This is a genomic window from Ligilactobacillus equi DSM 15833 = JCM 10991 (assembly GCF_000615765.1).
In the GTDB taxonomy this organism is placed as follows: domain Bacteria; phylum Bacillota; class Bacilli; order Lactobacillales; family Lactobacillaceae; genus Ligilactobacillus; species Ligilactobacillus equi.
The window spans coordinates 37,186-59,616 of sequence record NZ_BAMI01000005.1; the positions used below are offsets into that span (position 1 = coordinate 37,186).

At 40.8% G+C, this 22,431-nt stretch carries 21 protein-coding genes and 4 pseudogenes; 3 read left to right on the plus strand and 22 right to left on the minus strand.

What is annotated here, in order from left to right:
* Positions 1 to 38: 38 nt before the first annotated feature.
* The 4 genes from secA to JCM10991_RS02330 form a co-directional block, all read right to left on the minus strand.
* Positions 39 to 2,402, minus strand: coding sequence for a preprotein translocase subunit SecA (gene secA, locus JCM10991_RS02315; protein WP_023859112.1), 2,364 nt, complete (start codon positions 2,400 to 2,402; stop codon positions 39 to 41).
* Between the two features lie 182 nt (positions 2,403 to 2,584).
* Positions 2,585 to 3,139 carry a ribosome hibernation-promoting factor, HPF/YfiA family gene (gene hpf, locus JCM10991_RS02320; protein WP_023859111.1) on the minus strand — a complete coding sequence of 185 codons (555 nt, stop codon included), beginning with the start codon at positions 3,137 to 3,139 and terminating at the stop codon, positions 2,585 to 2,587.
* Positions 3,140 to 3,285: 146 nt separating this feature from the next.
* On the minus strand, positions 3,286 to 3,816 hold the full coding sequence (locus JCM10991_RS02325) for a ComF family protein (protein WP_023859110.1): 531 nt from the start codon (positions 3,814 to 3,816) through the stop codon (positions 3,286 to 3,288).
* A gap of 139 nt (positions 3,817 to 3,955) precedes the next feature.
* On the minus strand, positions 3,956 to 5,260 hold the full coding sequence (locus JCM10991_RS02330; RefSeq protein ID WP_025020439.1) for an ATP-dependent helicase ComFA: 1,305 nt from the start codon (positions 5,258 to 5,260) through the stop codon (positions 3,956 to 3,958).
* A gap of 53 nt (positions 5,261 to 5,313) precedes the next feature.
* On the opposite strand from JCM10991_RS02330, the gene JCM10991_RS02335 reads away from it, so the two are divergent.
* Positions 5,314 to 5,946 (plus strand): YigZ family protein, encoded by a 633-nt coding sequence (locus JCM10991_RS02335; protein WP_025020440.1) that lies wholly within the window; start codon positions 5,314 to 5,316, stop codon positions 5,944 to 5,946.
* Between the two features lie 27 nt (positions 5,947 to 5,973).
* Here JCM10991_RS02335 and JCM10991_RS02340 read toward each other — a convergent pair whose 3' ends face one another.
* From JCM10991_RS02340 to groES, 4 genes and pseudogenes are all read right to left on the minus strand, one after another.
* A complete protein-coding gene (locus JCM10991_RS02340; RefSeq protein WP_025020441.1) occupies positions 5,974 to 7,086 on the minus strand; it encodes a glycosyltransferase family 4 protein in 1,113 nt (370 codons plus the stop codon).
* Positions 7,087 to 7,203: 117 nt separating this feature from the next.
* On the minus strand, positions 7,204 to 9,039 hold the full coding sequence (gene kimA, locus JCM10991_RS02345; RefSeq protein WP_025020442.1) for a potassium transporter KimA: 1,836 nt from the start codon (positions 9,037 to 9,039) through the stop codon (positions 7,204 to 7,206).
* Positions 9,040 to 9,180: 141 nt separating this feature from the next.
* Positions 9,181 to 10,802: pseudogene (groL, locus tag JCM10991_RS12245) on the minus strand (chaperonin GroEL).
* 17 nt (positions 10,803 to 10,819) lie between these two features.
* Entirely contained in the window at positions 10,820 to 11,104 is a 285-nt protein-coding gene (gene groES / locus JCM10991_RS02355; RefSeq protein WP_025020443.1) for a co-chaperone GroES, read from the minus strand.
* Between the two features lie 316 nt (positions 11,105 to 11,420).
* Between groES and JCM10991_RS12250 the strand changes: the two genes are divergently transcribed.
* On the plus strand, positions 11,421 to 11,909 hold the full coding sequence (locus JCM10991_RS12250) for a CPBP family intramembrane glutamic endopeptidase (RefSeq protein WP_051527934.1): 489 nt from the start codon (positions 11,421 to 11,423) through the stop codon (positions 11,907 to 11,909).
* 32 nt (positions 11,910 to 11,941) lie between these two features.
* On the opposite strand, the gene JCM10991_RS02365 is transcribed toward JCM10991_RS12250, so the two are convergent.
* Positions 11,942 to 12,583: a redox-sensing transcriptional repressor Rex gene (locus JCM10991_RS02365; protein ID WP_023859102.1), complete on the minus strand. Its 642-nt coding sequence runs from the start codon at positions 12,581 to 12,583 to the stop codon at positions 11,942 to 11,944.
* Positions 12,584 to 12,778: 195 nt separating this feature from the next.
* Between JCM10991_RS02365 and JCM10991_RS12255 the strand changes: the two are divergent.
* Positions 12,779 to 14,727 (plus strand): annotated as a pseudogene (locus tag JCM10991_RS12255) (ABC-F family ATP-binding cassette domain-containing protein).
* 58 nt (positions 14,728 to 14,785) lie between these two features.
* Here the strand turns inward: JCM10991_RS12255 and tsaD are convergent.
* From tsaD to JCM10991_RS02430, 13 genes and pseudogenes are all read right to left on the minus strand, one after another.
* Positions 14,786 to 15,823, minus strand: a complete 1,038-nt coding sequence (gene tsaD / locus JCM10991_RS02375) for a tRNA (adenosine(37)-N6)-threonylcarbamoyltransferase complex transferase subunit TsaD (protein WP_023859100.1) — start codon at positions 15,821 to 15,823, stop codon at positions 14,786 to 14,788.
* Position 15,824: 1 nt separating this feature from the next.
* Positions 15,825 to 16,187: pseudogene (rimI, locus tag JCM10991_RS12260) on the minus strand (ribosomal protein S18-alanine N-acetyltransferase); the annotation flags it as partial.
* Positions 16,188 to 16,373: 186 nt separating this feature from the next.
* On the minus strand, positions 16,374 to 16,523 hold the full coding sequence (locus JCM10991_RS15615) for a hypothetical protein (protein ID WP_225349902.1): 150 nt from the start codon (positions 16,521 to 16,523) through the stop codon (positions 16,374 to 16,376).
* Positions 16,517 to 17,100 (minus strand): annotated as a pseudogene (gene tsaB / locus JCM10991_RS16365) (tRNA (adenosine(37)-N6)-threonylcarbamoyltransferase complex dimerization subunit type 1 TsaB). Before tsaB ends, JCM10991_RS15615 begins: the two are co-directional and overlap by 7 nt.
* Positions 17,101 to 17,206: 106 nt before the next feature.
* Positions 17,207 to 17,935: an acyl-[acyl-carrier-protein] thioesterase gene (locus tag JCM10991_RS02390; protein WP_025020444.1), complete on the minus strand. Its 729-nt coding sequence runs from the start codon at positions 17,933 to 17,935 to the stop codon at positions 17,207 to 17,209.
* On the minus strand, positions 17,935 to 18,825 hold the full coding sequence (gene rsmI / locus JCM10991_RS02395; protein ID WP_023859096.1) for a 16S rRNA (cytidine(1402)-2'-O)-methyltransferase: 891 nt from the start codon (positions 18,823 to 18,825) through the stop codon (positions 17,935 to 17,937). The genes JCM10991_RS02390 and rsmI overlap by 1 nt, the downstream gene beginning before the upstream one ends.
* The gene (locus JCM10991_RS02400; protein ID WP_025020445.1) at positions 18,825 to 19,157 is read right to left on the minus strand and encodes a DNA replication initiation control protein YabA; all 333 of its coding nucleotides are present in this window, start codon (positions 19,155 to 19,157) and stop codon (positions 18,825 to 18,827) included. The genes rsmI and JCM10991_RS02400 overlap by 1 nt, the downstream gene beginning before the upstream one ends.
* 11 nt (positions 19,158 to 19,168) lie before the next feature.
* A complete protein-coding gene (holB, locus tag JCM10991_RS02405; RefSeq protein WP_023859094.1) occupies positions 19,169 to 20,161 on the minus strand; it encodes a DNA polymerase III subunit delta' in 993 nt (330 codons plus the stop codon).
* Between the two features lie 11 nt (positions 20,162 to 20,172).
* Complete coding sequence (locus JCM10991_RS02410) at positions 20,173 to 20,502, minus strand: cyclic-di-AMP receptor (protein ID WP_023859093.1); 330 nt, start codon at positions 20,500 to 20,502, stop codon at positions 20,173 to 20,175.
* Between the two features lie 9 nt (positions 20,503 to 20,511).
* The gene (gene tmk / locus JCM10991_RS02415; RefSeq protein WP_025020446.1) at positions 20,512 to 21,159 is read right to left on the minus strand and encodes a dTMP kinase; all 648 of its coding nucleotides are present in this window, start codon (positions 21,157 to 21,159) and stop codon (positions 20,512 to 20,514) included.
* 64 nt (positions 21,160 to 21,223) lie between these two features.
* On the minus strand, positions 21,224 to 21,478 hold the full coding sequence (locus tag JCM10991_RS02420; protein ID WP_025020447.1) for a YaaL family protein: 255 nt from the start codon (positions 21,476 to 21,478) through the stop codon (positions 21,224 to 21,226).
* Positions 21,479 to 21,493: 15 nt separating this feature from the next.
* Positions 21,494 to 22,093 carry a recombination mediator RecR gene (gene recR, locus JCM10991_RS02425; RefSeq protein ID WP_023859090.1) on the minus strand — a complete coding sequence of 200 codons (600 nt, stop codon included), beginning with the start codon at positions 22,091 to 22,093 and terminating at the stop codon, positions 21,494 to 21,496.
* Between the two features lie 17 nt (positions 22,094 to 22,110).
* The gene (locus JCM10991_RS02430) at positions 22,111 to 22,422 is read right to left on the minus strand and encodes a YbaB/EbfC family nucleoid-associated protein (protein ID WP_023859089.1); all 312 of its coding nucleotides are present in this window, start codon (positions 22,420 to 22,422) and stop codon (positions 22,111 to 22,113) included.
* Positions 22,423 to 22,431: the final 9 nt, after the last annotated feature.

Sequence of the window (22,431 nt, forward strand, 5' to 3'; positions counted from 1 at the left end):
AAAATAGCCTTTGCCCGCAAGCAAAGGCTATCGTGTTTTTAGCGCTTGATATCTTGACGAATCTCCGCCTTCAAGAAGAGACGGGTAACGTCATATTCAATATCACCAATCATTTGTTCAAACATGGTGAAACCATCAGATTGATACTCCACCAACGGATTTAATTGCCCGTAACCACGCAAACCGATGGCTTGACGTAACTGATCCATTTCATCAATATGGTCTGTCCACCGCGCATCAACCACCCGTAAAATTACTACCTTTTCGAACTCAAGCATCTGGGCTTGTTCAAAGAGCTGCTTGCGCTTAGCTTCGTAGTTTTCCTTCGCTCTTTGCATTAGGTAATCAACCATTTCAGCTGGTTTCTTACCAGCAAAGTCACTAACGGAAATTGAATCCTCATGAACCATCGCTGAACCAGCAAAGTCAACAATAGCTTGCAAGTTCCATTCACTCTTATCCCCTTGGGTGTGCATTTCTACTTGGTGTTCCACCGTCCGTTGAATCATAGGCATGATAACCCATTCTAGGGATTTATCTTCCATAATAACTTGTTGACGTTGTGCATAGATGACTTCCCGTTGTGCCCGCATTACATCGTCATATTGTAAGACTTGCTTACGAGTATCGTAGTTATTACCTTCAACCCGCTTTTGGGCCGATTCTACTTGCTTAGTAATCATCCGAGATTGAATGACGGCATCATCATCAGCGACTTTCATTCTTTCTAAGAAAGCCTTGATTCTTTCAGAACCGAAACGCAACATCAGATCATCTTCCAAAGAAAGATAGAATTGAGAAACCCCAGGGTCACCTTGCCGACCAGAACGTCCCCGTAACTGGTTATCAATCCGACGCGATTCGTGACGTTCCGTCCCAATCACGGCCAAACCACCAATTTCACGTACCCCAGGTCCCAACTTGATGTCAGTCCCCCGTCCGGCCATGTTAGTGGCAATTGTTACTGCCCCGCGTTGACCAGCATTCATAACGATTTCTGCTTCCTTAGCGTGATTCTTGGCGTTCAAGACCGCATGCGGAATATTTTCTTGATCCAATAAATGACTCAAGTATTCAGAAGTTTCCACGGCCACCGTACCGACCAAAACTGGTTGACCTGCTTCATGGCGAATTTTAATTTCTTCAACTACAGCAGCAAATTTACTCTTCAAGGTTGGGTAAAGCAAATCAGGTTTATCATCTCTGGCAATTGGCTTATTTGTTGGAATCGTAACAACTTCCATGTTATAAATTTCACGGAATTCTTCTTTTTCCGTCTTACCAGTTCCCGTCATTCCCGACAACTTCTTGTACATTCTGAAGAAGTTTTGGTAAGTAATATTGGCCATCGTCTTAGTTTCTTCTTGAATTTCGACTTGTTCCTTAGCTTCAATGGCTTGGTGTAAACCATCTGAGAAACGCCGTCCATCCATAATCCGTCCAGTAAATTGGTCAACGATCATAACTTCGCCTTCCCGAACCACGTAGTCCTTGTCGCGTAACATAATAAAGTTAGCTCGCAAGGCATTATCCAAGTGGTGGTTTAACGCTGTGTTATCTGGATCGTAAAGATTTTCTAAGCCAAAGTATTTTTCAGCTTTTTGAATCCCATCTTCCGTTAAAGCCACAGTCTTGGATTCCAAGTCAATTTTGAAATCATCTTCAGCAGTTAAAGTCTTAGCAAAGCGATCAGTCCGCGTGTAAAGTGTCGTTGTCCCAGTAGCCTGCCCGGAAATAATCAACGGTGTTCGCGCTTCATCAATCAAGATAGAGTCCACCTCATCGACAATCACAAAGTTCAAAGGCCGTTGGACCATATCTTCACGGTAAACTACCATGTTATCACGTAAGTAGTCAAAACCTAGTTCACTGTTAGTAGAATAAGTAATATCTGCATTGTAAGCTTCCCGCTTTTCTTCCGGTGACTTTTCGGAAATGTTCAAACCAACAGAGAGACCAAGCCAGTTATATAATTCACCCATTTCGGCGGCATCCCGCCCGGAGAGGTATTCGTTAACCGTCACAACGTGAACCCCATCACCGGATAAGGCATTAAGATAAACAGGCATTGTGGCTGTCAAAGTCTTCCCTTCTCCAGTTCGCATTTCCGCGATATTACCACCATGAAGCACAATCCCCCCGATAATTTGTACCCGGTAAGGATAAAGACCTAAGACCCGCTTTGCCCCTTCACGTGCAACTGCAAAGGCTTCTGGTAGCAACTGGTCTAACGTTTCTCCGTTTTGGTAGCGTTGCTTGAATTCAGGCGTTTTAGCCTGTAATTCTGCGTCACTCAATTTTTCATATTCTGCTGCATACGATTCAACTTTATCAGCAATTTTACCTAAGCGCTTTAATTCACGCTTATCACTTTCAACCCAGGTTTTTAAAAGGTTAGCCATAGAGCAATTTTCCTTTCTTTATTTATGATACTTTTTTCATCTTAGTAATTTCATCTATAATCGTATAGCTTTTTCAGTATACCATTAAATATTCTAACATTATTCTCACCTAAAGAAAAGACTCCGGCGCCTAAAAAGGCACCTCCTTCCGTAGAAGATGGTGCCTTCGCATTATTCAGATTTTAATCTTCATCGCCTGCTTCAATCAAGCCATAGCGGCCATCTTGACGACGATAAACAATATTGATGCCTTCAGTTTCAGCATCTTCGTAGATGAAGAAGTCATGACCTAACATGTCCATTTGTAAAATCGCTTCTTCGCTGTCCATTGGTTTCAAAGATACGCGTTTCGTCCGCACAACTTCAAACTTCTTTTCGTCTTCAGCTGGCTTTTCAGGGATTTCCGGCATTTGGAATTCCTTCACACCTTTTTCGCGTGACTTACGGTTAATCTTTGTCTTGTACTTGCGAATTTGACGTTCCAACTTGTCAGTTACCAAGTCGATACTACCGTACATGTCAGGAGAAGTTTCTTCCGCCCGTAATACCAGGTATGGCAATGGAATTGTTACTTCTACTTTGTACTTCTTGTCGGAGTACACCTTCAAGTTTACGTGAGCAATCGAATCACCGGCGTAATTAAAGAATTTTTCTAATTTAGAAAGTCTCTTTTCTACGTAGTCACGGATTGCTTCAGTAACTTCAATGTTTTCACCACGAACGTTAAATTTTAACATGGTAATCTCTCCTTTCGCCCCTGGCTTATTTCTAGGGGAGTTAGAGTTTTTTCTCTAACTTATCTACATCTTTATTATAATAGAAAGCGTTTTATTTTTCAATCTATATTCGAATTTTTTTATCCTTTTTTGTATTTTTTAAAGTTTCAACGACATAAAGTTATACTTCTCACATGTTTAGCTCCCTGCAAAAGTGCGATTTGGCGGGCATAATATAAGGTTCTTCCGGTTGTATAGATATCATCCACCAACAAAATATTTCGATTTTCTACTCGTGGTCCTCGATAAAGAAATGGTTGCTTACTTCGAAGACGTTCCTGGCGGGTTTTACGCGCTTGTTTAATCCGTCCTTGCCTTTGTTTCATCTGCAAGTCACAATGGTAATTCAGTCCTTCTAACCAGCCTTCCACCTGATTAAAACCACGTGTCGCCATGGTTTCTTCATCAACGGGAATAACCCAGAGGTCCCATTTTTTCAACGGATAATGTTGCTTAATATAGTGTTGAAACTCATCCTTAAAAGCCAAACGCAAATGATAATCCCCTTGAAATTTGTAGCGCTCGATGTAATCTTTCATCGCAGAAGTACGGTAAGTATACAAGGCACGATTTTTCAATAAACCGCCTTGACTTTTTTGCCAAGTGTGGCAATCTGGACATAATTCTGCCTTAGTCATTATGCGCCCACATCCTGGACAAATCGTTTCATTTAATAAAGGTAGAAATTTCTCATGACATTTACGACAAAGACGTTCTTGTTTAAGAGCTTGCCAGGATAAAAGCCACGCCAACGAAAAATGTTCCGGACAATTTTTTTCACACAGAATACATTTTCCCACCCAGCTGCGCCCCCTTTCGATTCATAAACTTAATTTGCCTTTGTGCTTCCCTGATAGCCGCATTTTTTCGTTGGCAAAAGAAAAGCACCTCACCGCCTGGCTTTTGAGCACTACGCCCAACCCGGCCCGCAATTTGTACCAGAGCCGCACTTGAGAAGGTCTGCTCTGCAGCTAACACCATCAAGTCCAAATTTTTAAAGGTTACTCCCCGTTCTAAAATGGTTGTCGTCACCAGAGCTTGCAGTTTGCCGCTTCTTAAGGCTATAACCTTTTCTAAGCGTTGTTCATCGGCTGCATGAACACTGGCTACGGCCAAATTGGGCAACGTTTGTTTAACCTTTTTTAAGACAGGCGCTAAATCAACAATTTTCGGAACAAAAATTAAGAATGGCGTTCCAGCTTGAAACCACTTCTTCAAATAATCTAGTGCTTTAGCAGGCAAGAGTTCTCGACGTCTGGTTTTGATTACTTGAATTTCTGGTAAAAGGTAACCATGAAAGCGTAAGGGTAAATAAGATACACTTAAATTTCGCCGAGCAACTTGCTTTTGAAGCTCCTTACCTGGTGTTGCGGTCAAATAAACCAAGGACCCTTTAGCTTTACAAGCATTTTGGGCTGCATAGGCTAAACCTGCATCTTGAGCAAAAGGAAAGGAGTCTACCTCATCAATAATCAGGAGATCAAAAGCCTGATAAAAACGTAATAGCTGGTGAGTTGTACAAATAGTTAGCTGACAGTAACTATAACTCATCTCACTTTTTCCATGTAATAAAAGAGGCTTAACTGTAAATGCTTCTTTTATACGCGGGTATAATTCTGTACACACATCTACTCGTGGTGAAGCCAAGCCAATGCGCATTTGTTTTTGAAGCGAATAGGCTAACGTTTCAAATAACATTTCAGTTTTTCCGGCCCCGGTGACAGCCCAAAGAAGATGATGACCACCATTTTTTACAACAGTTAATAATTCCCGAGAACATTGTTTTTGGAGCGGTGATAGTTGCCCTGACCATAAAAGTGGATTATGATTTAATTTGGGAAATCGATTCGGCTCCGGTATACTAATAAGGGTATCTAGCGTCGAAACACGGCCTAAACTTAGACAATGACGACAATAATAGTTTTGCTGGGGCAGGCAATCTTGCTTAGAAATCCGTTGCCCACAACGATTACAATAATAATGCTGCCTATGGCGATAAATAGCGGGGCGTTGCATAACTTGATTGCCATAAATTTCCGGATTTACTACTGGTATTTGACGGCCCCATAATTGCTTTAACATAAAATCACCTCATATATTAAATACGCAAAACAGAAAGGAATTAGCTTAAATTTATGGAATCTTTTTTAACAATCAAAGAAAATGCCAGTTACACCGCCATCATTAAGAAATCAGAATTCATTTGCCACATAGCTCGAACTGAAAACGAAACTGAGGCCTTAGCTTTTATTGAAAAAATTAATACTGAGCACCGCAAAGCCACGCATAACTGCTATGCCTATACTCTAGGCATGCATGACGAAATCCAACGAGCTAGTGATAATGGTGAACCTTCTGGAACCGCTGGAGTACCGATTTTGGAAGTCCTCAAAAACAACGAACTTCATAACGTGACCGCTGTCGTCACCCGCTACTTCGGGGGGATTAAACTAGGCGCTGGTGGTTTAATTCGCGCTTATAGTGGCACTACTGCCGATGCCATCAAAGAAATTGGGATAGTAAAAAAGACAGTCCAAACTGCTATTACTTTAAAAACCCCCTATCCTTTGCAAGGTAAGATGCAAAATTACCTGGAAGAACATGACATCAACCTACTGCAAACAGACTACGGCGTCGAAGTCGACTTTATCGTTGGAATCGATTCGCCACAAGTCGAAAACTTTTGTGCTCAAATCATCGATATCTTCAATGCTAAAGTCAACTATGAAATTGGTGACGAAAACTATGTTGAAGTTCCCGTTAACTAAAATAAGACTGTTCCAAACGGAACAGCCTTATTTTTTATTGGACGTATTTTTCTTATTTTTATCTGATTTGAATCCTAAAGCTAAGCGCTTAATCAAATTCAAAAGTGGTTGGCGATCATCACCGACCAACCCAATTAATTCCACAAAGATTTCCAAACCTACTAAAGTTGCCAGAGTTAATAAAAACGACCCAAGTAAACTGGAAAATGGATACAAGAAAGCAATCAGCGAGAAGATTAAAGCAATACCATAAATTACTAACACTGTTTGCCGGTGTGACAATCCCATTTGAATCAAGCGATGATGCAGGTGATGTTTATCTGCTTGGGAAATAGGTCGGTTATTTAATTTCCGCCGTAAGATGGCATAAACTGTATCCGTAATCGGAACCCCCATGATAACAACGGGAATTATCAAGGTAATAAAGGTAGCATTTTTTAAACCGGAGAGGGAAAAAATAGCCATCATAAACCCAATAAATAGGGAACCAGTATCACCTAAATAAATTTTAGCGGGGTTAAAGTTATAAGGTAAGAATCCTGCTAAGGCAGCAATTAAATTAAAAATCATGATTGAAATATATACGTTAGTAACATTAAGGAAAAAATACCCAGTTAAAGCACTGGTAAATAATGCGATAATTGAAACTCCTGTCGCTAACCCATCTAAACCATCAATCAAATTAACAGCATTGGTAATAGCCAAAATCCATAAAATCGTCACCGGAAAAGAAAGTAAACCTAGATTAACCGTCCCTACGAAAGGAAGGGTCAGCGTCGTCATCCGCACCCCCGCGGCAAAATAAACAACAAGCGCGGCTAAGAAAATTCCCAGCATCTTTTGGGCTGGCTTTAATTCAATCAAATCATCGACGACTCCCGTAAAAATCACCACAAGTTCGGCTAAAAAAAGTAGCCACATTTGTTTTTGCGGGTATTGGCTTTTCAGTAGGAAAAAGTTTGTTAAGTTAAAAGCTAAAAAGATAGCCAAACCACCCATCGTAGGCATGGCGACCTTATTAACTCGCCGGGCATTAGGCTTGTCCACGGCACCGATTTTCAGAGCTATTCTTCTAATAAATGGGGTTAGCACAGCAGATAGGACCAATGTTACTAAAAAGGCACCAAAGATACTATACATACACAGCCATCCTTATTCATATTTATAATTACATTCTCTTTCATCTTACCACATTTCTTAAAATTTAACCTTAAAATTCAAAAAAACTCTTCGCAAAAATTTGCGAAGAGTAGCACATTATTTTTTCAAATGATAGTTATAAGTCGAAATAATCACATTTTCGTGAGGACTTAGTGCTCGACGTAATTGTAACGCAGTTTGGTTATGCAAGATATTTTGCCATGATTTTTTCGGAATAAATTGTGGTACAACTACCGTTACAGACGCATTCCGTTTTTCCGCATTTTTAGCAATAATATCTGTAAAACGCAAGACAGGTTGAACAACGGAACGGTAGGAGGAGTGTAAGTCCACGAAGCGAATATCTGGAAAGGCTTCTTTGAACTCTTTAGCCGTTTCGTGTTCCTTTTGCGGATTAGTATCAAAAGATACGTGCATAGCGATAACGTAATCACCAATAGAACGCGCATAGTCAATCGCCCCGGTCGTCACGTGAGTTACAGATGAAACCAACACAATCACAGTCGAACCATCATAGCGATGTGAATCCGCCTTGACTTGGGCGTTTAAACGCAATTGTTCCGCAATCTTAATGTAGTGATCATTGATTTTATAGAATGCAAACATCAAGACCGCCATGATGATGAGATATGGCCAAACGTTGTCGAAGTGTAACCAAAACAAGAAAACCACTAAGGCTAGGGAAATAGCTGCTCCTAAGAAGTTGAAACAGGCATTGAGAACCCAATTTTTCCCTCTTTCTCTGAACCAGTGGATAATCATCCCTGATTGTGACAATGTAAAGGGCACAAACACCCCGACCGCATACAGCGGAACTAGGAGACTAGTTTGGCCATTGAAAATTAAGATTAAGACAATGGCCCCCATCGCTAAGGCAATAATCCCGTTAGAGTAGCCTAACCGGTCCCCTTTTTCCATAAATAAGTGTGGCATGAACTTATCTTTAGCCATGTTATAGGCTAAGACCGGAAAGGCTGAAAAACCGGTATTTGCCGCTACTGCTAAAATCATAGCGGTCGCTAATTGTAACATGTAATAGAAAATTCCTTTGCCAAAGACTGCTTCTCCTAATTGGGATAACATAGTATTTTCAGCACTAGGTTCAATCCCTGCATAGTAAAACATCACCGTCACGGACGCCAAGAAGAAACCTAAGATAATTGCCATAATTGTTAGCGTAGCCGCTGCATTTTTTCTTCTTGGAGAGCGGAAGTTAGGCACCGCATTGGAGATGGCTTCCACCCCTGTTAAAGATGACGATCCGGCTGAAAAGGCCTTTAAGAATAAAAGTACCGTCATTCCTTTGACACTAGAACCAACCGCAGCATGGGCATGATATTCAATATTACCGGTCGCAATATTAAAGAATCCAACTCCGATTAGAGCTAATATCATGATGACAAAAAAATAAACTGGTACGGTTAAGAAGGAAGCTGATTCCCGTAACCCCCGTAAGTTCAAGGTCATAATAAATAAAATAATAATAATCGAAATTGGTACACTGTATTTATACAGGGCAGGGATGGCCGAAGTAATAGCTTGTGTCCCTGAAGTCACAGAAACCGCCACTGTCAACATATAATCAACCAGTAACGATCCTCCTGCAACTAGCCCCGCAGTTTTCCCCCAATTTTGGGTAGCGACAACATAGCCCCCACCTCCGGAAGGATAGGCATGAATAATTTGCCGGTAAGACATGGTAATTGCAAATAATAAAATTAAGACAATTCCCACGGCTGGTAAGGTGTACCATGTCGCAGCTGCGGATAGAGCAAACAAAACTGCGACAATTTCTTCAATCCCATAAGCGACTGAAGATAAAGCATCTGAAGATAAAAGCGCTAAGGCTTTAAATTTGGTTAGAGCTTGGCCCCCTTCTTCGGCTGTCTTCAGCGGGGCACCAATCAGTAGCCGTTTCATATAACGCCACATAATAGACTCCTTTTTATATGGAAATTTATTTTGTTTTCATCCATGTTTACCAATTTTAGGACAAAGCGCTTAACTTTGCAACTAATTTTTGATGAAAATTAAAAAAGCTCCCATCAACATCTCGATGAGAACTTTCCTTTCTTACATCATGCCACCCATGGCTGCAGGATTGGCTGGAGCGTCATTTTCACTTGGTTTGTCTGCAACAACGGCTTCTGTAGTTAATAGTAAAGCTGAAACAGAGGCAGCGTTTTGTAAGGCTGAACGTGTCACCTTAGTAGGGTCTACAATTCCGGCTTTTACCATGTCAACCCATTCATTATTAGCGGCATTGTAACCAATACCTGGTTCTTGTTCCTTTAATTTTTCAACAATGACGGAACCTTCTAACCCGGCATTTTCAGCAATTTGGCGTACTGGTTCTTCCAACGCGCGCTTAACAATGTTAATCCCCGTTTGGACATCACCTTCAGCTTTAATTCTGCCACCGCATCAATAACGTTTACCAAGGCAGTACCACCACCAGGAACAAAACCTTCTTCAACCGCAGCGCGAGTAGCGTTCAAGGCATCTTCGATACGGTATTTCCGTTCCTTTAATTCAGTTTCCGTTGCAGCACCCACACGGATTACGGCTACCCCACCGGCTAACTTCGCCAAACGTTCTTGCATCTTTTCTTTGTCAAAATCAGAAGTTGTTTCTGCAATTTGGGCACGAATTTGGTCAATACGTTCCGCAATGGCTTGACGGTCACCAGCACCTTCCGTAATCGTAGTGCTATCCTTGGTTACAATAACTTTGTGAGCTGAACCTAATTGAGCCACACTGGTATCCTTCAATTGCAAGCCTAATTCATCAGTAATGACCGTTGCACCAGTTGAAATTGCAATATCTTCTAACATAGCTTTACGACGGTCACCAAAACCTGGGGCCTTCACAGCTACCACATTGAAGTTACCACGGATCTTGTTCAAGACCAAAGTAGGTAAAGCTTCACCATCCACGTCATCTGCCACAATCAAGAGACTGCGACCTTGTTGGATAATGTCATTTAATAATGGAGCAATTTCTTGAATGTTAGATAACTTCTTATCTGTTAATAAGATGTATGGGTTATCCAAGTCAGCTTCCATCTTGTCAGTATCTGTTACCATGTATTGTGAGAGGTAACCGCGGTCAAACTGCATCCCTTCAACTACGTCTAATGATGTGTCAATACCCTTAGATTCTTCAATGGTGATAACCCCATCGTTACCGACCTTTTCCATCGCGTCAGCAATTAATTCCCCAACTTCTTGACTTGCAGAAGAAATTGACGCAACTTGAGCGATGTCACTCTTAGATGAAACTGTGTGTGACATTTCGTGCAACTTAGCAACTGCTGCTTTGGTAGCCATTTCAATCCCAGAACGAATGCCCACAGGGTTAGCGCCAGCCGTTACGTTCTTCATACCTTCATTTACGATAGCTTGGGTTAAAACAGTCGCCGTAGTGGTCCCGTCCCCTGCAATATCGTTGGTCTTTGAAGCAACTTCGGCGACTAACTTAGCCCCCATATTTTCAAAGTGATCTTCTAATTCAATAGCTTTAGCAATTGTTACACCATCATTAGTAATGGTTGGTGCCCCAAAACTTTGTTCCAAAACCACATTACGCCCCTTAGGTCCAATCGTTGACTTAACAGTGTTAGCTAACTTGTCAACCCCTTGAAGCATCTTTTTTCTTGCATCTTCTGAGAATTTAATTTCTTTTGCCATTTTCATTTCACCTCATCAAATAATTAATCTACAATTGCGATTAAGTCGTTTTCACGTACCACTAAGTATGTTTCTTGATTGTACTTCACTTCTGTACCAGCATACTTGTCAAATAAGACTAAGTCACCTTCTTTAACACTTAAAGCAACTGTTTGGCCGTTTTCCAAGACGCGACCTGAACCTACTGCCACCACTTTGGCCGTTTGAGGTTTTTCTTTAGCGTTAGAGGCTAAAATAATTCCTCCAACCTTTTGTTCTTCTTGTTCTTGAACTTGTAAAATGACACGATCTCCTAATGGTTTTAGCACGTAGAATCCCTCCATATCTTTTTTAGCACTCTTTGCACTTGAGTGCTAATGATTACAAGTATTACTATAAACGCTTTCCTTAAAAAATGCAAGCCTTATTTAGCACTTTATTTCATCGAGTGCTAAAATGTGCTATACTAAGCCCTAGAAAACAATAGAAAGAGAATCCATTTATGACTAATTCACGAAATAGTTTCGCCATTTTAATAACCTATTGCCTCTTCCAAATACTCAATACTCTTTGCCTTAATCTTTTGCCTTAAAGGCACAACCTTACCTTTGGGGTACTTTACTTGCTTTACTGGCTTGCGCAGCCATGTTTGGGATTCAAAAAAAATTTACTTTTCATAATCCCTATGACCAAGCCCATATCAGTGGTCCTCAAAGTTTACTCTGGAGTTTGGGTGGAGCTCTAGGCTTATTCTTAGTTCAAATTTTGGGTTTAAACCTCGAATACCTCCTTTTAGGACAAAAGCTTACTTCCGCCAATACCAGCCTCTTGTTAACTATAATCGGCAAATATCCTTACTTTACGCTAACTGTTGTTTTAGCGCTCCCTATTTTGGAAGAATTTGTCTTTCGCAAAGTAATCTTTGGTAATCTCAGTCAACATATTTCTCCTCTCGGGGCAGCCCTGCTTTCGAGCTTGCTCTTTGCCTTAGCTCATGGCGACGGACACTACCTAACTTATGCCGGGATGGGCTTACTTTTATGTGGGGTTTATGCCAAAACTCACCGACTCACTAGCTCCATGTTAAGTCATATTCTAATGAATGCTGCTATTTTAATTATGGCATACTACTAAAAAAGACCAAGAAGGCTCATTCTTGGTCTTTTTTATTCATCCTCAGTCCCAAAACGGTCTAAGAAGTAAATTAAAGTTTGTAATTCATTCGTTAAATCAACATTTTGTACCCGCATATGTTCCGGCACATTGATCCGTAAGGGTGTAAAGTTCAAAATCCCTTTAATCCCGGTTTCCGTCAATTCATCAGTCACTTTCTGAGCAACTGGTGCAGGCACCGTCAAAATTGCAATCTCAATCTGCTGTGCATTAAGTTGCTCTTTCATATCTGACATCGGATAAATAGGTACCCCACTTTGAATCGTACCAGCAATCTCTTCATTAATATCGAAAGCTGCACTAATACGAACATTGCTTCCACCATGGAAGTTGAAGTTCAAAAGCGCATGTCCCAAGTTACCGACCCCAATCAAAGCTACATTAGTTAGCCGGTCTTGGTTTAAAACCTTTTTGAAAAATTCAACCAAAGAAGCAATATCATAACCATAACCACGCTTACCTAAAGCACCAAAGTAAGAAAAATCACGGCGAATTGTCGCCGAGTCGACTTTTACTGCTTCAGCCAATTCAGTTGAGGAAATCCGGGTCTTACCGGAATCAGCTAAGATATTGAGGTATCGATAGTAAATTGGTAACCGCTTGGCTGTCGCATTAGGAATATTTTCAGTAGCCATTTCATTCTTCCTTTCACATAGTTTTTATTTCTATTCTACCACATCTGAGTCCTGAAAATAAAGCATAATCATCTAATGTTTTGGACAATATAAGAACAAAATACTATATTTTTCACAAACTTAACTTTTTAAAAAATCCCTCGTTTATGCTAAAATTAAGAGGACTAAATTTACAAAAAGTGTAGGAATATAAAAATGATTTTACTGCAAGCGCAACAAGTTGCTCGCCATTTTGGCGCAGACGTCTTGTTTGAAAATATTAATCTCGAAATTCAAGATAATTCCCGGATTGCCTTAGTCGGAAGAAACGGCGCCGGAAAATCAACGCTAATTAAAATGATTATCGGTGAAAGTGAGCCTAGTGCCGGCAACATCGCCAGAAAAAAAGATTTAACCATCGGTTACCTAGCGCAAAATGCCGACATTTCCTCTGACCGGACGATTATGGATGAAATGTTAGCTGTGTTTGACTATCTTCAAGACATGGAAAAACAAATCCACCAATTAGAAAGCGCCATGGCCAATCCTGATGCTGACCATCAAAGCCCTGAATACGCGCGGATTTTAAAGCAATATGACCAATTACAACACGATTTTAAGGAACAAAACGGTTATGGTTATGTCAATGAAATTAAGTCTGTTCTCCACGGTTTCCACTTTGAAGAAGCCGACCATGACCGCTTGATATCTTCCCTTTCCGGAGGGCAAAGAACCCGCCTCGCCTTGGCTAAGTTATTGTTAGAAAAGCGTGACTTATTAATTTTGGACGAACCAACCAATCACTTAGATATTGATACTTTGACCTGGTTAGAAAGTTACCTCCAAAGTTATGCCGGTGCCCTTTTAATTGTCTCCCACGACCGTTACTTCCTAGATAAAATTGTCAACGAAGTTTACGAAATTAGCCATAATAAATGCCACCACTACCACGCAATTACAGTCAATATATTGATGAAAAAGCCCAACGTCTCCAACAAGAATGGAAGCAATACGAAAAGCAACAAGTTGAAATCAATAAGTTGGAAGATTTTGTCAACCGTAACTTGGTCCGAGCTTCAACAACCAAACGAGCCCAAAGTCGACGGAAACAATTGGAAAAAATGGATCGCTTAGATCGACCTGAAGGTTTAGAAAAAGGACCACATTTCACCTTCTCCACTAAAAAAAACAGTGGGAACTTAGTCCTAACCGTCACTGATGCTGCCATTGGTTATGATGGCAATATCATCTCTGAACCCATCGACTTTGAAGTTCGTAAAAACAATATCATTGCCGTAGTGGGACCTAATGGGATTGGGAAATCTACCTTATTGAAGTCCATTCTTGGACAAATTCCTTTCATTAAAGGTAGTTCAAGTTTTGGAACGGGGGTTGAGGTTGGCTACTATGACCAAGAACAAAAAAATCTCAATCCCCAAAAAACGGTCTTAAACGAACTTTGGGACGAGCATCCCACCACGCCTGAATATGATATTCGTTCTATCCTCGGTTCTTTCCTCTTTTCTGGAAATGATGTCTTAAAATCTGTGGCCTCCCTTTCCGGAGGTGAGAAGGCCCGTTTACTCTTAACGAAGCTTGCCTTTCGTCATGATAACTTCTTACTTTTGGACGAACCAACTAACCACTTAGATATCGACTCCAAGGAGGTGCTAGAGCAAGCCCTTCTGGAATTTGACGGTACCGTCCTCTTTGTTTCCCATGACCGTTACTTTATCAACAAGGTCGCAACCAGTGTCCTAGAAATCACTCCTGAAGGCAGTCAGCTTTTCTTAGGTGACTATGATTACTACTTGGAAAAGAAAGAAGAAGCCGAACTCCTCAAGCAAGCTAAAGAAGACACAAGCTACTCGATTACCGAAAAGCAAGTTTCTACAGGGAAAGTTAACTATCAACAATCCAAGGAACGCCAAAAGCAAGAACGCAAATTACAACGGGCCGTTGATAGTTTCGAAAAAGAAGTTGAAAAACTTGACTCACAAAAATCAAACTTAGAAATCGAAATGGCCCAGCCAGAAGTAGCCACAGATTTAGGTAAGTTAACAGATTTACAAAAACAATTAGACGAACTGACTACTAAACTAGCCCAAGCCGAGGAAGCCTGGGAAACTGCTAGTCTTGAATTAGAAGAATTTTTAGAAGGGTAATCACTGATTACAACATAAATAGCGCTAGCTCCGTATCTTGCGAGCTAGCGCTATTTATCTACATTTCCATATCTGGGTACCAGTCAAATTCAAGGCCAGGGTTGGCATTTAAGTCTAAACCAGCTCGAACGCCTTCTTCATAAGCCACATAACCAGCAGCCCCAATCATGGCAGCATTATCTCCACAGTACTTAAGAGGGGCTTTAACTAATTTCACATCTGGAAAAGACTTTAAGTGTTCGTCTAAACTTTGTCGTAAACCAGAGTTAGCCGCCACACCACCAGCTAAAATTAATTGTTTCACAGGAAAGTTAGCTAAGGCCTTCATGGTCTTTTGAGTTAAGACATCAACTACACTATTTTGGAAGCTAGTAGCTAAATCCGCTTGATTTAATTCTTCGCCAATTTGATTTGCATGGTGAACTGTATTAATAAAGGCAGACTTCAAACCAGAAAAGGAGAAGTCGTAATTATCTTCATTTACCATAGCTCGTGGAAAATTAAAAGTATCTTGCCCGGTTTGGGCTAATTGGTCGATTTCCTTACCAGCCGGGTAAGCCATCTTCATCACACGCCCAACTTTATCGTAAGCTTCACCAGCAGCGTCATCACGAGTTTCTCCGATGATTTGGAAACTATTTCGTGATTCCATGTAAACCAGTTGGGTATGTCCTCCAGAAACCAAAAGTGCTATAGCTGGAAATTCCAAAGGTGCCACAAACCGGGCCGCATAAATGTGACCAGCCATATGATTCACCGGCACTAAAGGTAAATCATGCGCATAAGCAATCGCTTTGGCAGCCGCAACCCCAATTAATAAAGCCCCTACTAAACCAGGACCTTGTGTCACCGCCACAGCAGTGAGGTCTTCATAGGAAACTTCGGCGGTGGCTAAAGCCTCCTTAACACAGTAGGTAATTTGTTCAATGTGGTGCCGACTAGCAACTTCTGGTACCACCCCTCCAAAACGTTGGTGACTCTTAATTTGAGTTGCGACAACATTAGCTAAAACCTGGCTACCATCTTCAACTACAGCCACACTAGTTTCATCACAACTCGATTCGAAGGCCAAAATTAAATTTCTTTTCTTACCCATATTAATTTGTTCCTCGTCTTCTTAATTCTTTTTCCATCAGATAGGCATCTTCACCTTCTGGTAAATAATAATTTGTTTGTACTTTGACTACCCGAAAACCCAGGGTACGATATAGCTGTTGAGCGACTTGATTTTTAGTTGCAACTTCAAGGCTCACCAAATGACAGCCCGCATCTTGCGCCTGGGTTAACAACAACTCCATTAACATAGTTCCGATTTTGCGTCCCTGATACTGCGGTAAAACAGCAATATTGGTAATGTGAGCTTGTTTGGGGTTACGTTCCAAGTCAATTCCAGCAAAGGCCACCAATTCATCGTGGTAACGGACAACCAAATATAAATGGGCTTTTTTTGAGATAATTCTTTTCGAAAGACTTCTTCATTCCAAGGTACTTGCCCGCCATAGACTTGGCGTTGAATTTCTAGCATTTCTGCAATATCAGGGATTACCGCCCGACACAAGAGGTACTCATGGCCTGCCCAAGTAAGGCGCCGACTTGCAAACTGCAACTGATTTTGATTTTGAAAAATATTGCGTATAATTTTTTGCTTAAACTCTTTGAACGTAGCTATCATCATCATTGTCCTTTTGCGGATTTTGGTCTAACCATTGTCTTTCCGCTTGCGTCAACCGCAAGTAGGCAGGTACAAAAGTATCAATTGCTTCTAAATCTCGCTTTTGCCCCACTAAGCCTAACACATAAGCACTTGGGTAGCAAACTGTTGTTCAGCAAAGTGAGCCGGAAAATCTTGACTTAATTTTTCTTTCAAGTTCAAGGCGTCTTGACCGATAAAAATTATTTCCTGGTCGAAAGCTCGCAAGGCCGCCTGTAAATCAGTGATACTAATGTGGACATCCGCCAAAACATTAACTAATTTGCCATCTTGCCAAGTATAAGCACCAGCAAAAACATTATCACGTCGCGCATCAAAGACCGGCACTAAAATGGCGTCAGTTTGAGGATAGGCCTGGGCTAAAACTTCCAAGCTAGATACACTGCTAAGTTCTTTATCTAAAGTATAAGCTAAGGTCTTAGCTGTGGTCGCTCCAATACGCAAACCCGTATAAGAGCCGGGCCTTTGGCAACAACCAAACGATCAATCTCTTGGATAGTTAAATGTGCTTCTTGTAAAGTGGCATCAATTAAGGGCATAAGATTTTTACTGTGGTCTTTGCCCATTCCATAATTAATTTTAGTTTCAGCATATAAATTTTGATCTTCTAAAACCGCAACACTCAATGGCTTATTAGAAGTTTCGATTGCTAAAATTTTCATTGAAATTTTCCCTTTCTGTCTTTTTCATCCATGGAATATCTTAACATATTTCCTGACTTGGATATATGTAAAAGCAAAAAAGTGAAAAACGGACACCCGTCTTTCACTACCTTGTTTGCCACTTACACTCAGCCAAGCAAGAAATTGTTGCATCACACCTAATTTCATGATACGTCGTTGAGTCATCGATTTGCACGATGCTGGTAACTTCTTGGCCATAGTGGACTTCGTTTTTATAAACAATATTCATTTCAATCAGTTGATGATTTAAGAGGAAATCGGCCTCTAAACTATCCAACATCCAATCGAAATAATGAACATTATTTACATGTCGATTTTCATCAATGTCCATAAAACGGACCCGGTAATTTTTTTGATTACTTGGATTTGCCGGTACTTGAGGCTGGGCTAAACGTTCCACTTTCTTAGTCTTTTCCACCTCAAAAGGTGCTACAACTTCCGGTAAAATCCGCGTCATTTTACGTTTTTCTTGATCCATGAGCACAAAGACACTGTGCATAGAGGCCATCTCTTGACCGGCTTCATCATATAACCAAAAATCACGATAGCAAAAAAAGGAATTATAGTTTTGAGCCTGAGTTTTGACCGTTACCTTTTGACCACGTTGGGGCAAGGTCTTAACCTTTAATTGATGCTGAGTAATGACCCAGCCTAGCCCTAGCTTCTGAACTTCTTGACTACCAACGCCTAAAGAATCGCTATGACCTTCAGAAGCTAATAATAATAAATCGACTAAACGACCAATTCCCATTTGCCCCGTCATTTCCGTTTCATAAAATAAGACAGTGTGGTCCAAACTATATGCGTTAGGCATTAGTCCTCCTCCTCATCTAAATGGTGATAAGCCCGATAAACGACTTGTTTTTTTACCTGATTAAGCTTGGCCACTTCTTTAATAGCCTCCTTGCTAGAAATACCCGTCGCTATTACAGCTTCCACCTGATTTGCATATGGTAAAGTCAAATCAAGCCCTGAATCCTGAATTTGTGGAGGGTTCGCATTCCCTTCCACTAAAACCACAAATTCACCACGAATAGTTTCATTTTGAGCCCATTCTTGAACTTCACCTAAACTTCCGCGTAAAAATTCTTCATATTTTTTGGTCAGCTCCCGACATAAAACCACTTGTCGTTCCGCCCCGAAAACTTGTACCATGCTAGCTAAGGTTCGCCCGATGCGATGCGGTGCTTCGTAGAAAATCATAGTACATTTTTGATAATTTAACTCTTCCAGTTGTTTAACTTGGTCTTTAGGTTTAGGGGGCAGGAAGCCATAAAATAAAAATGGTTGCGGTGCTAATCCCGAAGCAATCAAAGCTGTTAGAGCCGCATTCGGCCCTGGCAAAGGTATCACCGGAATTTGAGCTTGTACACAGGCTGCCACCAATTCCTTACCTGGATCACTAATCGAAGGCATTCCCGCATCACTGACCTGCGCAATACTATGACCGGCCTGCAATTTTTCCAGCAACTTCGGTATCCGCATTTGAGTATTATGCTCATGAAAAGAAATTTGTGGCGTCGATACCTCAAAGTGAGCTAACAACCGGGCAGTATTGCGCGTATCTTCGGCGGCAATGAGATCCACCTTCTGTAAAGTTTCTATCGCCCGCGGCGTCATGTCACTCAAATTTCCAATTGGCGTGGGTACGAGATATAACTTTCCAGCTTGAGTAGTTTGAAAACTACTGGTCTTAGTAAACATTAAGCACGCTCCCCATAAATCACATCTTGGCAAAAAATGCAAGGTTCATCATTCACACGTCGTGAACCATACATTTCGTTACAGACATGAAATCCTTCTTTATATAATTTTTCCAAATTTTGGCGCGATTTAGAAAGACCTTCTTTAACATCTTGGTTTTTTTCTTCCAAGTCTTGCAGTCTTTCTCTAAGGTGCTGATTTTCGATTTCCAGTTCAGCATTTCTTTCGAGAATTTCTGTAAATTCTTCTTTCATGGTCGCTAAGGCTTGCGTGACGGCCATGGTTTTTTCTTCTAATTCTTCAAAATTTTCATATACTTCACGTTTTTCCACGAAATCACCCCTTATCTACCAAAACATTCACTTAAATTGAGTGTTAGTTCCTCTAAAATATTTTGAAAATTAACGTTAACAGCTAACTTTTGCCAGGATTTTAGGCTAATTTCTAAAGCCTTCACAATCCGTGGTCCCCCAATATGAGCGGCGATATCTTGCAATTGAGGCAGATACATCTTAAAAGCTAGTTCATCTTGTCTTTGATAATATGTCAACATGGTATCCCGAATCAAAAGTACCAATACCTGGAGAAGTCTTTCTTGTTCTGCCTTATTTTCCAGATACGGCATCAATTTGACTTGCACATCAACAAAGGCACGCAAATCACCTCTCAAGGTTAGATTATACCATTCCCACAAGTTTTCTACCAATTTTTCAAATTTTTGGTCTTGACTTAAAGCCAAAGCTTGTTCATAGTCACCACACAAGTGGGCTAAAAGACTCGCCTTACCGGGCGTAACTTGAGCATCAACCAATTCCTTGACAATCTGCTTGGTTGATAAGGCCGCTAACTCCACTGTTTGACAACGCGAAATAATTGTTGGCAAGATGAGCTGCGGACTCTCACTTAGTAAAAAGGCATTGACCAAACCACTAGGCTCTTCCAAAAACTTCAGCAAACTGTTAGCCGCCCCTGTGGTCATTTTTTCCGCATCTTCAATGATAAAAATTTTCCGCAAACTTTCCAAACCACTTTTAGAAAATTCACTCTTTAAAAAACGAATTTGGTCAACCTTAATTGATTGGCCTTCTGGTGCAATCCGCACCACATCAGGGTGGCTATTTTCACTAATCCGGCGGCACTCTATGCAAGTTTGACAAGGATAACCTTGTTCATCTTTTTGTCGGCAATAAATTGCCTGCGAAATCCACACAGCCAGCTCTTTTTTACCGGTGCCACTCGGACCGGTTAATAAATATGCATGCGCGAGGTGGTCTTGCTTGACTAATTTGGCAAAATGCTGAGTTAGATTTGCTTGGAGTTGGGTAATTGCTTCCATCTGCCTCCCCCTTAAAAATGGTAAAATTCTTCGATTGGGACCACAAAAACTGTCGCCCCACCAACTTGAACCTCAAGCGGTGATTTATCATCAATTTGACTAGGAGCATCTAAATTAATGGGTGGCACCCGGTAGCCTTCATGTTTTTGACAAACCTGCTTAATAATTTCAATAACAGCTGGCACTTTAGCTTGACTACTACCAATCAAAAAAGTCGTATTACCAGCTTTTAAAAAAGTCCCCGTCGTTGAAAGCTTAGTAGCCTTCACCTCCGCTTCAATCAAAGCGGTACTCAACTTATTACTGAGACTATCTTGCACAATTGCAATAATCATTTTCATGGTATCACCTTAAGCTTCAAAAAATGCTGGAACACGCTTAGCTAAAACCTTAAAAACATCTGCAACCACCTGCTCAAGTTCTTGGTTAGCATTAATCGTCACAATACGATCAGGATATTTTTGTGCTAATTCTTGGTACGCAGCACGTACATCATCATAAAAACTTAAATCCTCTTGGTCCAAACGATTAACTTCGTTAGTCCGTCCCGCCACAATCCGTGCTAAGCCAACACGAGGATCGACATCAAAGTAAATAGTTAACTCTGGACTCAGTTTGTCCGTTGCAAATTCGTTGAGTTGAGCGACAACATCCATTCCTAACCCCCTGGCACGTCCTTGATAAACAATGGAGCTATCCACAAAGCGATCACATAAGACTAACTTATTTTCTTTTAGGGCGGGTAAGATATTTTCTTCCAAATGTTGACTCCGAGCAGCTGCATATAGTAACGCTTCCGTTTTTGCTGACATTTGGGTGTTTTTGACATCTAAGATGACCTGGCGAATTTCTTCGGAAATTTTATTACCACCAGGTTCGCGGGTCAATAAATATTTTGCTTGTTGGCCTTTTTGATCTAAAAATTCAATAATCTTTTTTAAGACGCTGGTCTTACCAGAACCATCGCTGCCTTCAAATGATATAAAATATCCACTCACATTAATTTCCTCCAAATTTATTGACTCAAGAAAATACCCGCTCCCCTAAAGGTTGCGGGTATTTTTAGTTGAACCAGTTTTGCCGTTCAACCGTGGCGCGTAACTCACCCTTTAGGTGTCTACGACGTGCTTCTTTAAATAAGAACTCATAACGCGCCCGCGCAAGTTTCGTTCGAGCTTCTAACTCATCATCCACATCATAGACCGCATCTTGGGTATGCTTAGCAACATCCCACTGCGCCCGGGCTTGATAAATATCCGTTAATAAGCGTTCATTATACTTTTTGCGTAACTTTTCTTTTGGTTTAAAGAAAAACATGGCGCCACTTCCCTACTATAATTCTGTTCGACCTTCAATTGCCTTCAACAAAGTCATCTCATCTGCATATTCAATATCACTACCAACCGCTAATCCGTGGGCTAAGCGTGTCATTTTAATTCCCGCAGGTTTGATCAATCGAGACAGGTAAGTCGCAGTCGCTTCCCCTTCTGGGGTGGCATTGGTTGCCAAGATTACTTCTTCAACAGCTTCATTTGTTTGTAGCCGCCTTAACAATGAGGCAATATTCAAATCATCAGGTCCCTTACCTTCTAAAGGTGATAAGACCCCATGCAAAACATGGTAGAGTCCCCGGTATTCCCGCATTTTTTCAAGCGACATAACATCACGCGGCTGTTCAACCACGATAATTTTACTTTGATCACGACCCTTATCGGCACAAATCATGCAAGGATCGCTTTCCGTAATATTTCCACAAACACTACAATAATGTAAATCTTTTTTAGCTGACACCAAAGCTTTAGCGAAATCGTTAACATCTTTTTCATCCATATCTAAAGTATAAAAAGCCATGCGGGTCGCAGATTTATTCCCAATTCCGGGTAATTTCATATAGCTTTCAATTAACTTAGCAATTGGTTCTGGATATTGCATCTATTTCCGCCCTTTTCTTACATTCCCGCTAAACGAGAATATTTTCCCATTGTTTTTTGAGTTGCATCGTCAATTTGGGCCATGGCATCGTTAACCGCTGCAATCACAAAGTCTTGTAACATATCCACATCATCAGGATCCACAGCTTCTTCTTTAATAGTAAGGTCTTTTAATTGGTGATCACCAGTAAAAGTTGCCAAAACCATATCTTCAGGAGCTTTCCCCGTAAATTCTGTTTCATGCAACTTTTCTTGGTCTGCTTGCATGTTTTTTTGCAACTTTTGCATTTGTTTCATCATACTTTGCATATTTCCCATTCCACGCATCATAATTTATCA

Coding starts and splice junctions, on each gene's coding strand:
- recR (WP_023859090.1), bottom strand. CDS start 22,093: ATGCAATATCCAGAACCAATTGCTAAGTTAATTGAAAGCTATATGAAA.
- JCM10991_RS02420 (WP_025020447.1), bottom strand. CDS start 21,478: ATGTTTTTCTTTAAACCAAAAGAAAAGTTACGCAAAAAGTATAATGAA.
- JCM10991_RS02390 (WP_025020444.1), bottom strand. CDS start 17,935: ATGCCTAACGCATATAGTTTGGACCACACTGTCTTATTTTATGAAACG.
- holB (WP_023859094.1), bottom strand. CDS start 20,161: ATGGAAGCAATTACCCAACTCCAAGCAAATCTAACTCAGCATTTTGCC.
- secA (WP_023859112.1), bottom strand. CDS start 2,402: ATGGCTAACCTTTTAAAAACCTGGGTTGAAAGTGATAAGCGTGAATTA.
- hpf (WP_023859111.1), bottom strand. CDS start 3,139: ATGTTAAAATTTAACGTTCGTGGTGAAAACATTGAAGTTACTGAAGCA.
- JCM10991_RS02365 (WP_023859102.1), bottom strand. CDS start 12,583: ATGGCTACTGAAAATATTCCTAATGCGACAGCCAAGCGGTTACCAATT.
- JCM10991_RS02330 (WP_025020439.1), bottom strand. CDS start 5,260: ATGTTAAAGCAATTATGGGGCCGTCAAATACCAGTAGTAAATCCGGAA.
- JCM10991_RS02430 (WP_023859089.1), bottom strand. CDS start 22,422: ATGATGCGTGGAATGGGAAATATGCAAAGTATGATGAAACAAATGCAA.
- kimA (WP_025020442.1), bottom strand. CDS start 9,039: ATGTGGCGTTATATGAAACGGCTACTGATTGGTGCCCCGCTGAAGACA.
- JCM10991_RS02340 (WP_025020441.1), bottom strand. CDS start 7,086: ATGTATAGTATCTTTGGTGCCTTTTTAGTAACATTGGTCCTATCTGCT.
- rsmI (WP_023859096.1), bottom strand. CDS start 18,825: ATGTTTACTAAGACCAGTAGTTTTCAAACTACTCAAGCTGGAAAGTTA.
- JCM10991_RS02335 (WP_025020440.1), top strand. CDS start 5,314: ATGGAATCTTTTTTAACAATCAAAGAAAATGCCAGTTACACCGCCATC.
- JCM10991_RS02410 (WP_023859093.1), bottom strand. CDS start 20,502: ATGAAAATGATTATTGCAATTGTGCAAGATAGTCTCAGTAATAAGTTG.
- tsaD (WP_023859100.1), bottom strand. CDS start 15,823: ATGGGTAAGAAAAGAAATTTAATTTTGGCCTTCGAATCGAGTTGTGAT.
- JCM10991_RS02325 (WP_023859110.1), bottom strand. CDS start 3,816: ATGACTAAGGCAGAATTATGTCCAGATTGCCACACTTGGCAAAAAAGT.
- JCM10991_RS12250 (WP_051527934.1), top strand. CDS start 11,421: ATGTTTGGGATTCAAAAAAAATTTACTTTTCATAATCCCTATGACCAA.